This window comes from Ruegeria lacuscaerulensis (assembly GCF_013031245.1).
Classification (GTDB): Bacteria; Pseudomonadota; Alphaproteobacteria; order Rhodobacterales; family Rhodobacteraceae; genus Ruegeria; species Ruegeria lacuscaerulensis_C.
In genome coordinates this window covers 252,368-264,589 of sequence record NZ_WPZL01000001.1, presented here as the reverse complement: position 1 = coordinate 264,589, position 12,222 = coordinate 252,368, and the positions used below count along the sequence as shown (strand labels likewise).

The window sequence follows — 12,222 nt, the reverse complement described above, 5'->3', positions numbered from 1 at the left end:
CATGCCGGACATCTATCTGGATCAAATCAAGGCCCATGCCGATCCCGAGCGCGCCGAACAGATGGCGGCTTATCACAAGGCCGACCGCCTATATCTGGGGGTCGCGAACCCTGTTCTGAATGACCTGACCAAAGCGTGGCGGCAAGAACTGGATGTGGCCGCGCGCGTGGAATTGGCGGACGCTCTGTGGCAAACCAACATCCACGAAGGCCGCCTTGCCGCTGCCAAGTTGCTGACGCAGGCGCGCATCCGGCCCGATGACGCGGTCTGGGACCTGCTGCAAAGCTGGTTGCCGGATTTCGACGCCTGGGCCGTCGCTGACCACGCCTGCTTGGCAATGCAGAAACGCCTCTCAGCTGACCCTTCCCGATTGGATCAGGTGGAATGTTGGACGGCTTCGGACCACATGTGGACACGGCGTGCCGCGATGGTGGCCACCCTGCCCTGGACCAAGCAGAACCACCCGAAACCCGACGATCTGCTTCGGCGTGACCGAATCCTCGGGTGGGCGGCGGGTTATGTAACCGATCGCGAATGGTTCATCCAAAAAGCCGTTGCGTGGTGGTTGCGTGAATTGTCCAAGCACGACCCGGCTCGAGTGATTGCCTTTCTGAATACGTATGGTGACGCGATGAAGCCCTTTGCCCGCCGCGAAGCCGGCAAATATCTGAAAGATCAGTTGGAATAGACCTCAAGCTCGACCAACTCATCAAACGGCAGCAATAGCGCCCGCATTGCATCCAACGACAGGCGGCTGCCGCCGCCTTCAGGCCCCGATGCCGGAACCAGGGTGATATAGGCCTGCGCCCCGGTTCTGGGCACGACGACCCGGCCCGTGAACTCGGTGTCGACCAGCGGCGTCTCAAGCCAGCGGCCCGGTGTTGTCGGATCTCCCAACCCGGCAATGGTTGTCTTTGCCCCAACCCAACCGGCCGCGGTGGCCGGGATGGGTTCCGGTTCAACCGTTTCTTCTACCGCGGTTGGTTCTGCGTCACCCGGTGTCTTGTCACCACCATAGACACGGTCTGTTGTCGACCGGACCGTGTCACATCCGGCAACCAAAACACACAGCGCTACAATCATATACCTCATGCCAGAAACCTACCGTCCTGCGCGCATCTGTACCAGTGCAATGCGCAGTTCGCCCTTGTCGAGAGGTGGTTGCAGCTTTACCTATGTCGCATGACTGCTCCTCTCATCGACCCGTTCGCACGTGCCATCACCTATCTTCGCGTCTCCGTGACGGACCGCTGCGATTTCCGCTGTGTCTACTGCATGTCCGAAGACATGAAGTTTTTGCCCAAGAAAGACCTGCTGACGCTTGAGGAACTGGACCGCATGTGCACGACCTTCGTGAAGATGGGGGTCGAAAAGCTGCGCATCACCGGCGGCGAACCATTGGTACGGCGCAATATCATGGCGTTTTTCAATTCGATGACGCGGCATCTGGAAAGCGGCGCGCTGAAAGAGCTGACGCTGACGACCAACGGTTCGCAGCTGCATCGCTTTGCAGATGACCTGTACGCTGCGGGCGTGCGCCGGGTGAACGTGTCGCTGGATACTCTGGACGAGGACAAGTTCGCTCAGATCACCCGCTGGGGCCGGCTGAAGCAGGTGCTGAACGGCATTGACGCAGCTCAAAAGGCCGGGCTGCGGATCAAGATCAACGCTGTGGCTCTGAAAGGGTTCAACGAGGAAGAACTGCCGTTGATCACGAAATGGTGTGCCGAGCGCGACATGGATCTGACCTGGATCGAGGTCATGCCTATGGGCGATATCGGAAACGAAGATCGCCTGGATCAGTACTGGTCGCTCAAGGACGTCCGCAAGGAATACGAAAACCACTATTCTGTTACCGATCTAGCCGAACGCACCGGCGGGCCCGCGCGCTATGTTCGTCTTGAGGAAACAGGACAGAAGATCGGCTTCATTACCCCGCTGTCACATAATTTCTGCGAAAGCTGCAACCGCGTGCGCCTGACCTGCACCGGTGAGCTGTATATGTGCCTTGGTCAGGAGGATATGGCCGACCTGCGCGGTGCCCTTCGTGATCACCCCAACACCGAGCAACCGCTTGAGGACGCGATCCGCGCGGCGATCCACCTGAAACCCAAAGGCCATGATTTCGACTATTCCCGTCAGGCGGTCGACGGCAAGATGAGCCGCCACATGAGCCATACAGGCGGCTGACATGTCGGACCAATTCGGCCGACCGACTCTGCTTTACCATCTGTATGGCGGTTTTACTGCCATTGCCGCTTCGCTTGTCTGGAGAACGGTTCGGAAAAAACTGCAAGCTGCGGACGTCCCTGAGGCCCGCCAACAAGAACGACTTGGCCATGCCAGCCAACCCCGTCCCGATGGGCAGGTGATCTGGTTTCATGCGGCAAGTGTGGGTGAAACCCTGTCAGTCATCAGCCTGATCAAACGTCTGGGCCAGCGCCTTCCGGATGCTGAGTTTCTGATCACCTCCGGTACCCCCACATCAGCCGCGCTGATCGAAAAGCGCATGCCGCCCCGAGCGCGCCACCAATACCCACCACTGGACACCGCAGGACCAGTCCGGCGTTTTCTGGACCATTGGCGCCCGGATGCCGGAATATTTGTTGAAAGCGAAATCTGGCCGCGCCTGATCGTTGAGGGTGCCGCACGAGGCATTCCACTGGCGCTGCTCAACGCGCGCCTTTCCGAAAAGTCTGTCGAAGGCTGGAAGAAACGCCCGCAAACCGCACGGTTCATTCTGGATCATTTCCGGCTGTTTCTGACTCAGAATGACAAAACGGCTTCAAACCTGATCGACATGGGTGCAAATCCCGATCGCGTGTATCCCGGCACCAATCTCAAGGCGATGTCTGACCCTCTGCCGGTGGATGAGTCCACGCTATTCGACATACGTACACAAATCGGAAACCGCCCGGTCTGGATCGCCAGTTCCACTCATGCGGGCGAAGAGGAAACGGTTCTGGCTGCCCATGCCGAACTGCTGAAAAGCTGGCCCGACCTGCTTCTGCTGTTGATCCCCCGCCATCCCGAGCGCCGCACCGAAGTGGCAGCCCTGCTGGGACAAGCGGGTCAAACCGCAGCTTTCCGCAGCGCCAGGGACACGATCACCGACCAAACGCAGGTCTATGTAGCAGACACACTGGGGGAAACCGGCACCTGGTACGCGCTGTGTCCCATCGTGTTTTTGGGTGGCTCCCTCAAGGAAATCGGCGGCCACAACCCGTTTGAACCTGCGCAGGCCGGAGCCGCCGTGATTACCGGACCCGGCTATTTCAATTTTGCCGAAACCTTCGCCCCGCTGGTCGATACTGGTGGCGCGATTGAGGTCACGTCCGCTCCTGAGCTGGCTGCGACCGTCGCAACATGGCTGTCTGATCAAGACGCGCTGGATAAGGTGCGGACCGCAGCAAAATCCTGCGTGAACACTCAAAAATCAGCGCTGGATGCCATCGCCGACACTCTTTGCACCCAACTCAACCTGCTGGGTGCAGATTCATCTGACTGAAAATACCTCGGGGGTGCGGGGACAGAGCCCCCGCTGTTACTCAAGCCGCCGGCATTCTTTGTTCGACAATTTCGGCCCACCAGCTACATCCGGCAGGAATGGCTTCGTCATTGAAATTGTATTCAGGGTGATGCACCGCCGCTGTGTCGCCATTGCCAACCAGAATATACGCGCCCGGGCGTTCCTCGAGCATAAAAGCAAAGTCCTCTCCGCCCATGATCAGTGGGGCTTCGTCGCAGTCACCCGAGACAGATCGCGCGACATCCGCGGCAAAATCGGTTTGCTCGTCGCTGTTCACCATCACCGGATACCCCCGGTAATAGGTTACTTCTGCAGCCCCGCCAAACGTGGCCGCAACGCCGTTGCAGATTTCCTTGACGCGCTGTTCAGCCATATCACGCATCTCTTTGCTCATCGTGCGAACGGTCCCTTTGAGCTTTACCTTCTGAGGGATCACGTTGAACGCGGTGGATGAGGTTTCAAAAGACGTGACCGAGACGACAACCTGATCGACCGGGTTCGCGTTGCGCGCAGCGATGGTCTGCAACGCCACGACCGCCTGCGCGGCGATCACTGTTGTATCGACTGTCTCATGAGGTTTGGCGGCGTGGCCGCCCTTGCCTTCAAAAATTATGTCAAACTGATCCGTAGCCGCGAAGAACGCTCCGGGGCGAATGGCGAAACTGCCAACGGGACGTCCCGGCCAATTGTGCATTCCGTAAACTTCCTGAATGCCCCAACGGTCCATCATGCCGTCTTCGCACATCTCACGGCCGCCACCTCCGCCCTCTTCGGCGGGTTGGAAAATCACGATCACAGTGCCATCGAAATTCCGGGTCTCAGCCAGGTATTTCGCCGCCCCCAGCAACATCGCCGTGTGACCATCATGACCGCATGCATGCATCGCTCCATCGGTTTTGGATGCATATTCCAGCCCGGTGGCTTCGTGAATCGGCAACGCATCCATATCCGCCCGCAAACCGATCACATTGCCGCCTGTGTCGACCTTACCTTTAATCACGCCCACTACGCCGGTACGACCGATACCGGTCACAACCTCATCGCACCCAAATTCCTTCAGCTTGTCTGCGACCAGAGCGCTGGTGCGGTGCGTCTCGAACAGAATCTCGGGGTTCTCGTGAATATCGCGTCGCCATTCGGTAATTTCGCCCTGTAATTCGGCGAAACGGTTTTTGACCGGCATAGTCTTCTCCCATCTTTATCATTTGACCGGCGTTCCACCGCTGGCAGCCAGCCAGACAACAGAGCGGTCGTGCATTCAGTCCAAACTGGCAGGCCGAAGCGCGCCGGACAACAGAACAATCAGAACGGCCAATGGCAGCAAAACCATGAACGCCAAGCGTAATGTAAGCATCTCTGCCAGAAACCCAATAAGCGGCGGACCAATCAGCAGCCCTCCATAGCCCAGTGTGGCCACGCTGGCGATGGCCTGACCAGGAGGTACATGCGGATCGCTGGCCGCCCGGCTGAACGCAAGTGGCATGATCACCGCATAACCGACACCCATCAGGGCAAACCCCACCAACGTCGGCCCCGCATTGTCAGCGGACACAACGCAGTACACTCCAACCGCGGCGCAAACGCCGCCAAAACGTGCCGTGGCAACGGGCCCGAACCGCGCGATGACAAAGCCGCCTGCCAGACGGAACGCGACCATCGTCACGGAGAACACCGCATACCCCAAGGCCGCGACGCTTTCGGCAGCCCCGGTCACATCGCGCAGGAAAATCGCGCTCCAATCCGCCACCGCCCCTTCACCCAAAGCCCCGCAGAGCGCGGTGAGTCCGACCAGCACCAGCGCACTGGAAGGTAACGCAAAGACCGACCCCTTGGACAATTCGGATCGCCGGGACGTCCAGCGCACCCAGGATAAGGCCATCGCAAGTCCGACAACGATGCCGCCGGCCAGCAGAAAGTGATGGGCAACGGTCAGGCCCAACTGGACCGCCCCATAGCCGCTGAGCGCCCCCAGCCCCGCCCCGAGGCTCCACATCGCATGGAACGAGGACATGACGGGCTTGCTGTAGGCTTGCTCGACCTCGGCCGCCCAGGCGTTCATGGCGACATCCATCGAGCCGTGAAACGCGCCAAACACAAACAGGTACGCCGACAAGGTCCAGAACCCACCTGCCAGGGCCAGCAGGAACAGGGAAAAAGTGTAAAGGGCGGCGATGACCCGCGTGATCGCCACCGCCCCGAACCTGTCGGTCAGCCGCCCGGTTATCGGAAACGAACATACGGCCCCCGCCGCCATGAAAAGCAGGCCATAGCCAAGGGCATCATGCGACAAGTTCAGGTGATCGCGCACGGCAGGGATACGAGACGCCCAAATGCCGAACAGCGCACCGTTCAGGATAAACATGGCAGCAACGGCCCGCCACGCGGCCATGAGTCCGATCACGGGAAATCCTTCGCAAAATGCGTCAATCCCTGTTGTTCTACAGGCTTGTCGCATTTTGGCAAATGCGGACTACTCCAGTCGTTTGCGGATTTGTCGGATGGCAAACCACACCATCATCACAACGGGGATCGTCACCGCCGCCGTCAGCATCCCCTTACTTACCCCGGCCTTGGTCAGTGGATAAAGCAGATAACTTACCAGTGAGACCGCGTAATAGCTGATGGCTACCACGGATAACCCTTCGACCGTGTGCTGCAGGCGTAAAGCCAGATCGGCGCGACGGTCCATGCTTTCCAGCAGCGCCTGATTCTGAGCACTGCGTTCCACGTCGACACGTGTCCTCAACAAATCCCCCGCCCGGATCGCCCGGTCGGACAGCGCCTGAAGCCGGCGTTCGGTGGATTTCACGGTACGGATCGCAGGGTCGTAGCGTCGCATCATGAAATCGGCAAAGCTCTGGCCGCCCTGAAACCGCTCTTCACGCAAAACCTCAATCCGCTGATTGACGATGGCTTCATATGCCCCAGTGGCCCCGAACCTGAACGAACACTGGGCGGAAAGAGTTTCAAGTTCGATCGAAGTCGAAAGCAGATCCTCCAACAATTCTTCAGGCTGGGCAGAATTATCAGTCATCTGCCCCATCAAACGTGTCAGTTTTCCGTCCAGCTCTCCGATACGGGATTTCAGTTGCTTGACCCGAGCGAAACCCAGCATGGACATTGCCTTATAGGTCTCAACCTCGCACAAGCGTTGAATGATCCGACCAATCCTGCGCCGCCCGGTACCTTGCGTCACGAACAGCGCGAACCGCATGTGTCCTGCCGGATCGATGCGGAAGTCGCTAGCGCAAATCGCAGCATCGTCCAACACACGAGCAACAGCCAGGCTTTCAGGTTCGAACCAATTGGCCAGAGAAGATTTAACCTTGTCATCGTCCTGACGCTCAACCACGCGGAGCATGGCCGACGTCACCCGCTGGCCGGGGCTGGACATCAGCCAGTCTGGGGGAAAGACTTCAAAATCGGCCGGGTTGAACGGTCGATCACTGACATTCGGAGTTATCGCTGTGTAGGTCACGAACTCGGTGTGCTGCTCCCATTTCAACCAATGGCGACCGATTTGTCCGGCATAATGCGTGGCCTCCGGTTGCGGGTGTGGTGCGCCGTGCCGGTCCAACAAGTCGATCAGATGAACCAAATCTTCGCCGCGATCCCGTGCAGCGGCAGCAACCGGCTTTTTGATCGCAAGAAAGACAACCGTGCAAGGCGTAGTCGCCACAGGAAACGGGCGCGCATGCAGTTCGTTGGCCAGCGCATAGCGCAGGGGATGGTCGTCTATCGGCGTCATTTAGGGCTCCGTTTCGTCCGGGGCACTATACGCCACACCTGAAATACATCAATTCTCTTTTTATTTCATATACTTACAAGGATACGACGGTATACAAACCCGCTATCTCATTGATTTGGCTGCCACAGCTCGATGGGATTGCCCTCGGGGTCGTGAAGACGGGCGAATTTGCCGATCTCGCTGTCCCATTCTGCGCGGGTCTCAACGGCGATTCCTGCGAACTCCAGCTGGGCGATCATTGCTGCCAGATCGTCGACCCGGAAATTGATCATCCATTGCTGCTCGGCTCGCCCAAAATACTCGGTTTCCTGCGCGAAAGGGGCAAAGACCGTGTACCCCTCACGCTGCTTCCAAGGAACCGGGTCGTAGTGATTAATGCCCAGGTGTTCTTCGTACCAAGCGCTCAGCGCCTCGGGGTCTTTGGCTCGGAAAAACACACCGCCAATGCCGTTCACTTTTTCCATAGTCCACCTCCTGTGCCGTTAAGGTACAACAAAAAACAGAAAAGGCGCCCGGTCGGGGCGCCTTTCCTTAATGACCATGCTGCGGCATCAATCGATCATCGGCAGCAGTTTGTCGAGCGACTGCTTGGCGTCGCCGTAGAACATGCGGGTGTTCTCCTTGAAGAACAGCGGGTTTTCGATGCCCGAGTACCCGGTGCCCTGACCGCGTTTCGACACGAACACCTGCTTGGCCTTCCAGCATTCCAGAACCGGCATACCGGCGATGGGGCTGTTGGGGTCTTCCTGCGCCGCAGGATTCACGATGTCGTTCGAGCCTATGACGATAGCCACATCCGTATCCGGGAAGTCGTCGTTGATCTCGTCCATTTCCAGAACGATGTCATACGGTACCTTCGCTTCGGCCAGCAGCACGTTCATGTGGCCCGGCAAACGGCCAGCAACGGGGTGGATCGCAAAGCGCACTTCCTTGCCCTTGGCGCGCAGTTTGCGGACCAGTTCAGAAACTGATTGCTGCGCCTGCGCCACAGCCATGCCATAGCCCGGGATGATCACGATGCTGTCTGCATCATTCAGGGCCGCTGCTACACCATCAGCCTCAATGGCGATCTGTTCGCCCTCGACCGCCATCTGCTCGCCCTGCGGACCGCCGAAGCCGCCCAGGATCACGCTGACAAAGTGCCGGTTCATCGCCTTACACATGATGTAAGACAGGATCGCACCGGACGAGCCCACCAGCGCACCGACCACGATCAGCAGGTCGTTGCCCAGCGAGAAACCGATCGCCGCGGCGGCCCAACCGGAATAGCTGTTTAGCATCGACACAACCACCGGCATGTCAGCACCACCGATGCCCATGATCAGGTGATAGCCGATGAACAGCGCCGCCAGCGTCATCAGGAACAGTGGGAAAAAGCCACCCGACGCGGTGTACCAGATCAGGCAGATCAGCGAGAGACCCGCCGCCGTCGCGTTCAGCGCGTGACCACCGGGCAGCTTGGTTGCCGCCGAGGTCACCTTGCCCGCCAGCTTGCCATAGGCCACGACCGAACCGGTGAAGGTGATCGCGCCGATGAAGACGCCCAGGAACAGCTCGACATGCAGGATCGACAGTTCCGCCGGGGTTTTCTTGGCGATCAGTTTGGCAAACCCTCCGAGACCCGTGTACAGCACCTCTTTCGATGCGTCCGAAATCGCCATCACCTCGGCGACGTTCAGAACTTCAAAATGTGCATTGTAGCCGACAAACACAGCCGCCAGACCCACCAGCGAGTGCATCGCGGCCACAAGTTGTGGCATCTCGGTCATCTGCACACGTTGCGCCACATATTGACCGATCAGACCGCCACCCGCGATCAGCAGCAGCGACAGCAGCCACAGACCGGAACCAGGGCCGACCAGCGTGGCAAAGACCGCCAGCGCCATGCCGACGATGCCGTACCAGACCGCGCGCTTGGCGCTTTCCTGGTTCGACAGACCGCCAAGGGAAAGGATGAACAGAACAGCCGCAACAACATAGGCGGCAGTGGTGAAGCCAAATTCCATGTGCCCGGCCTCCTTAAGATTTCTGGAACATGGCGAGCATGCGCCGGGTTACGAGGAAGCCGCCGAAGATGTTGATCCCGGCCATGAAGACAGACAACGCCGCCAGCAGAAGGACGAGGATCGAACCCGACCCGATCTGCATCAGGGCCCCGACGATGATGATCGACGAGATTGCGTTGGTTATCGCCATCAACGGTGTGTGCAGCGAATGCGAGACGTTCCAGATCACCTGGAAGCCCACAAAGATCGCCAGCACGAAGACGATGAAGTGCTGCATGAAGCTGGCCGGAGCGATCAGCCCCACCAGCAGCATCAGCGCGCCGCCAACCCCCAGCAGGGTGAACTGCTGCTTGGTCTGCGCTTTGAATGCGGCGATTTCCTGCGCCTTCTTTTCCTCAACCGTCAGTTCCTTGACCTCGGGCTTCTTCTGCGCCGCGATAGCCTGCACCTTGGGCGGTGGCGGTGGGAAGGTGATCTCACCCTTGTAGGTCACGGTCGAGCCGCGGATCACGTCATCTTCCATGTCGTGGTTGACGTGGCCGTCCTTCTCGGGCGTCAGATCCGTCATCATGTGACGGATGTTGGTGGCGTACAGAGACGACGACTGTGCCGCCATCCGGCTGGGGAAGTCGGTATAGCCGATGATGGTCACGCCATTGTCGGTCACGACTTTCTCGTCCGGAACGGTGCCTTCGACGTTGCCACCCCGTTCCGCCGCAAGATCGACAATGACCGAGCCCGGCTTCATCGCCTTGACCATATCCTCTAGCCAGAGCTTGGGCGCCGGGCGGTTGGGGATCAGGGCCGTGGTGATGACGATGTCCATTTCCGGTGCCAGTTCACGGAACTTTGCCAGCTGCGCATTTCGGAACTCTTCGGACTGCACGCTGGCATAACCGCCGGTGGCCGCGCCGTCCTGCTGGTCTTCTTCAAAGTCCAGATAGACGAACTCGGCCCCCATGGATTCGACCTGTTCGGCCACTTCGGGGCGCACGTCGAACGCATAAGTGATGGCACCAAGCGAGGTCGAGGTCCCGATGGCGGCCAGACCGGCCACCCCGGCACCGACGATCAATACCTTGGCAGGCGGAACCTTACCGGCCGCCGTCACCTGACCAGTGAAGAACCGGCCGAAGTTGTTGCCCGCCTCGATCACCGCGCGGTAACCGGCGATATTGGCCATCGACGACAGCGCATCCATCTTCTGGGCGCGGCTGATGCGCGGCACCATCTCCATGGCAATCACATTGGCGCCCTTGGATTTGGCCAGCTCCATCCCCTCTTCGTTTCCTGCGGGGTTGAAGAAGGAAATCAGGGTCTTGCCCTTGGTCAGACGCTTCAGCTCGGTCTCGGTCGGCACCCGGACCTTGGCGACAATGTCAGCCGCCTTCCACAGCGATGCAGCGGTCTTGACCACCTCGACTCCGGCAGCCTCGTACGCCGCATCAGAAAACCCTGCGGCGGCACCTGCCCCTTTTTCGATCAGGCACTCATAGCCCAGTTTCTGCAACTGCACGGCAGAGTCGGGCGTCATCGCAACCCGGTTTTCACCGTCCAATATCTCTTTTGGTGTGCCTATTTTCACTGGCAGTCCCCCTAATTTTCACTCCGACCGAGCGAGTGGTCGGTATTGTTTGTTAAGCAAACATGTATCTTGCGCAACATTATTTCGCAAGCGCAGCATTCCCTGAGTTGCATCATGGCAACGGCTCTCTCATATCCAGCGCCGAGTCTGCCGTTCATAACGGGCATAATCGGCACGGAACGTGCGCCGCAGCCGATCCTCTTCCGGTACAATAAAGCGGCGCTCAAGAACCCAAACGAAAACGGGCACCAATACCAGTGAAAGCACCGCATCGAAGCGCAGAATCAGGCCTGTCAGTATAAGAACATCACCCAGATAGATCGGATTTCGGCTGCGTTTGTAGATGCCGGACTGCACCATGGCAGAGGGTGTTTCGTGAGGGATGACCGTCGTTTTGTGGCGGCGGAACTCGACAATCGCCAGCAGCAACAAGATCAAACCGCCACCGATCAGGATACCGCCGAGCAGATCGGAAAAGGCGCTGTCCAGCGACAATCCCAGCGGAAAGTGACGCGCCTGCAGCCATGCCAGCACTGCAAATCCTAGAAGCCATACGGGCGGTACGTCGATCCGGTGCATGCGCGTTCCTTTTATGTGACGACACGCGGGCATGTCGCTTCTGGGTCACGTGTTACCGTTTTCAGGTACAATTGGCAAAAGCTCAGGATGTCGCATCAATGCGCGTGGGCCGGGATCAGATAGGCCGGAATACAAAACCCGGCAGCAGGTTACCTGATCTCCAGCCCCGCTCCGATCAGGTCGGCAAACTGTGCCACCCGTTTTTCGTATTCCTCTGCGTCCGGCCCGGTCATTTTGAGCCCCTTCAGCGTGGCCGTGATTGTCCTGGCGGTCTCATCCGCACTTGCCAGCAGACGAAGCCGCCCAGCCTTTTCCCCCTCTGAGAGCCACGCGGCATATAAACTGGCCAATTGCGCCTCACCCTGAGAGATGACCTCGGAGGAAATGGATTTGCTGGTATCCAGTAATTCAAGCCCGTGCGGCGAGGCCAGAATGGCGGCTATCCCCTCGGTATGTGCCAGAATCGCCCGCCTCAACACCTCAGGTACGGATCCGGACGTCGCAAGCTGGGCCGCAATCGCCGCGCCTTTATCGGCATAGTAGAGCTCGGTCAGCTTGCTGATGATCGCCTCCTTGTTCTTGTAGTGCAGATAAACAGCCGGTCGGGACATCCCCGCACCGCGCGCTATGTCATCCATTGAGGTTTTTCGAAAACCGTAGGCGGCAAAAGCCTGAAAGGCCGAGTCCAGGATCGCCTTTTGCCGTGAATTATCTACTGCATCGCTCATATTCGAACACGTGACATTTTTTGTTTATTTTGTCAATTGACACTCTG

Annotated in this window: 12 protein-coding genes; 3 read left to right on the top strand and 9 right to left on the bottom strand. The window is 58.8% G+C overall.

Going from position 1 to position 12,222, the window contains the following annotated elements; genetic code table 11:
* The first annotated feature begins 1 nt into the window (after position 1).
* The gene (locus GOX66_RS01345; protein ID WP_170758840.1) at positions 2-688 is read left to right on the top strand and encodes a DNA alkylation repair protein; all 687 of its coding nucleotides are present in this window, start codon (positions 2-4) and stop codon (positions 686-688) included.
* On the opposite strand, the gene GOX66_RS01340 is transcribed toward GOX66_RS01345, so the two are convergent.
* Positions 676-1,092, bottom strand: a complete 417-nt coding sequence (locus GOX66_RS01340; RefSeq protein ID WP_170758838.1) for a hypothetical protein — start codon at positions 1,090-1,092, stop codon at positions 676-678. The genes GOX66_RS01345 and GOX66_RS01340 overlap by 13 nt on opposite strands.
* A gap of 90 nt (positions 1,093-1,182) precedes the next feature.
* Here GOX66_RS01340 and moaA point away from each other — a divergent pair, with 90 nt between their 5' ends.
* Positions 1,183-2,190 (top strand): GTP 3',8-cyclase MoaA, encoded by a 1,008-nt coding sequence (gene moaA / locus GOX66_RS01335; RefSeq protein WP_170758836.1) that lies wholly within the window; start codon positions 1,183-1,185, stop codon positions 2,188-2,190.
* Position 2,191: 1 nt separating this feature from the next.
* Entirely contained in the window at positions 2,192-3,508 is a 1,317-nt protein-coding gene (locus tag GOX66_RS01330; RefSeq protein ID WP_170758834.1) for a 3-deoxy-D-manno-octulosonic acid transferase, read from the top strand.
* Between the two features lie 40 nt (positions 3,509-3,548).
* On the opposite strand, the gene GOX66_RS01325 is transcribed toward GOX66_RS01330, so the two are convergent.
* The 8 genes from GOX66_RS01325 to GOX66_RS01290 all read right to left on the bottom strand — a co-directional run bounded on the left by GOX66_RS01325 (position 3,549) and on the right by GOX66_RS01290 (position 12,175).
* Positions 3,549-4,712: a M20 aminoacylase family protein gene (locus tag GOX66_RS01325; protein ID WP_170758832.1), complete on the bottom strand. Its 1,164-nt coding sequence runs from the start codon at positions 4,710-4,712 to the stop codon at positions 3,549-3,551.
* A gap of 75 nt (positions 4,713-4,787) precedes the next feature.
* Entirely contained in the window at positions 4,788-5,930 is a 1,143-nt protein-coding gene (locus GOX66_RS01320) for an MFS transporter (protein WP_336508919.1), read from the bottom strand.
* A 69-nt stretch (positions 5,931-5,999) separates the two neighbouring features.
* Positions 6,000-7,277, bottom strand: coding sequence for a DUF3422 family protein (locus GOX66_RS01315; protein WP_170758830.1), 1,278 nt, complete (start codon positions 7,275-7,277; stop codon positions 6,000-6,002).
* Positions 7,278-7,384: 107 nt separating this feature from the next.
* The gene (locus tag GOX66_RS01310; RefSeq protein ID WP_170758828.1) at positions 7,385-7,741 is read right to left on the bottom strand and encodes a VOC family protein; all 357 of its coding nucleotides are present in this window, start codon (positions 7,739-7,741) and stop codon (positions 7,385-7,387) included.
* 87 nt (positions 7,742-7,828) lie between these two features.
* Positions 7,829-9,283, bottom strand: a complete 1,455-nt coding sequence (locus GOX66_RS01305; protein WP_170758826.1) for an NAD(P)(+) transhydrogenase (Re/Si-specific) subunit beta — start codon at positions 9,281-9,283, stop codon at positions 7,829-7,831.
* A 13-nt stretch (positions 9,284-9,296) separates the two neighbouring features.
* A complete protein-coding gene (locus GOX66_RS01300; protein WP_170758825.1) occupies positions 9,297-10,868 on the bottom strand; it encodes a Re/Si-specific NAD(P)(+) transhydrogenase subunit alpha in 1,572 nt (523 codons plus the stop codon).
* A 129-nt stretch (positions 10,869-10,997) separates the two neighbouring features.
* Positions 10,998-11,447 carry a methyltransferase family protein gene (locus tag GOX66_RS01295; RefSeq protein ID WP_170758823.1) on the bottom strand — a complete coding sequence of 150 codons (450 nt, stop codon included), beginning with the start codon at positions 11,445-11,447 and terminating at the stop codon, positions 10,998-11,000.
* Positions 11,448-11,596: 149 nt separating this feature from the next.
* Positions 11,597-12,175: a TetR/AcrR family transcriptional regulator gene (locus GOX66_RS01290; protein ID WP_170758821.1), complete on the bottom strand. Its 579-nt coding sequence runs from the start codon at positions 12,173-12,175 to the stop codon at positions 11,597-11,599.
* Between the last annotated feature and the right edge of the window lie 47 nt (positions 12,176-12,222).